Origin of the sequence: Corynebacterium sp. HMSC036E10 (assembly GCF_001836265.1) — a bacterium.
In the GTDB taxonomy this organism is placed as follows: domain Bacteria; phylum Actinomycetota; class Actinomycetes; order Mycobacteriales; family Mycobacteriaceae; genus Corynebacterium; species Corynebacterium coyleae.
This window is the reverse complement of record NZ_KV827960.1, coordinates 1-1440: the sequence shown is the minus strand read 5'-3', so window position 1 is coordinate 1440 and position 1440 is coordinate 1. Positions and strand designations below refer to the sequence as shown.

The 1440-nt window shown below is 57.1% G+C and carries 1 rRNA gene; it reads left to right on the top strand.

Annotated features, from left to right (window positions below):
- A 16S ribosomal RNA gene (locus HMPREF2736_RS02625) occupies nt 1-1429 on the top strand; the annotation flags it as partial.
- Nucleotides 1430-1440 lie beyond the last annotated feature (11 nt).

Below are 1440 nucleotides of genomic sequence, written 5' to 3'. Positions count from 1 at the left end.
GGGTACTCGAGTGGCGAACGGGTGAGTAACACGTGGGTGATCTGCCCCGCACTTCGGGATAAGCCTGGGAAACTGGGTCTAATACCGGATAGGACCACTTCTTGGAGGTTGTGGTGGAAAGTTTTTTCGGTGTGGGATGAGCTCGCGGCCTATCAGCTTGTTGGTGGGGTAATGGCCTACCAAGGCGTCGACGGGTAGCCGGCCTGAGAGGGTGTACGGCCACATTGGGACTGAGATACGGCCCAGACTCCTACGGGAGGCAGCAGTGGGGAATATTGCACAATGGGCGCAAGCCTGATGCAGCGACGCCGCGTGGGGGATGACGGCCTTCGGGTTGTAAACTCCTTTCGCTAGGGACGAAGCGCAAGTGACGGTACCTAGAGAAGAAGCACCGGCTAACTACGTGCCAGCAGCCGCGGTAATACGTAGGGTGCGAGCGTTGTCCGGAATTACTGGGCGTAAAGAGCTCGTAGGTGGTTTGTCGCGTCGTTTGTGTAAGCCCGCAGCTTAACTGCGGGACTGCAGGCGATACGGGCATAACTTGAGTGCTGTAGGGGAGACTGGAATTCCTGGTGTAGCGGTGGAATGCGCAGATATCAGGAGGAACACCGATGGCGAAGGCAGGTCTCTGGGCAGTAACTGACGCTGAGGAGCGAAAGCATGGGGAGCGAACAGGATTAGATACCCTGGTAGTCCATGCCGTAAACGGTGGGCGCTAGGTGTGAGTCCCTTCCACGGGGTTCGTGCCGTAGCTAACGCATTAAGCGCCCCGCCTGGGGAGTACGGCCGCAAGGCTAAAACTCAAAGGAATTGACGGGGGCCCGCACAAGCGGCGGAGCATGTGGATTAATTCGATGCAACGCGAAGAACCTTACCTGGGCTTGACATACACCAGACCGGGCCAGAGATGGTCTTTCCCTTTGTGGTTGGTGTACAGGTGGTGCATGGTTGTCGTCAGCTCGTGTCGTGAGATGTTGGGTTAAGTCCCGCAACGAGCGCAACCCTTGTCTTATGTTGCCAGCACGTGATGGTGGGGACTCATGAGAGACTGCCGGGGTTAACTCGGAGGAAGGTGGGGATGACGTCAAATCATCATGCCCCTTATGTCCAGGGCTTCACACATGCTACAATGGTCGGTACAACGCGTTTGCGAGCCTGTGAGGGTGTGCTAATCGCTGAAAGCCGGCCTTAGTTCGGATTGGGGTCTGCAACTCGACCCCATGAAGTCGGAGTCGCTAGTAATCGCAGATCAGCAACGCTGCGGTGAATACGTTCCCGGGCCTTGTACACACCGCCCGTCACGTCATGAAAGTTGGTAACACCCGAAGCCAGTGGCCTGTCATGGGAGCTGTCGAAGGTGGGATCGGCGATTGGGACGAAGTCGTAACAAGGTAGCCGTACCGGAAGGTGCGGCTGGATCACCTCCTTTCTAAGGAGCTT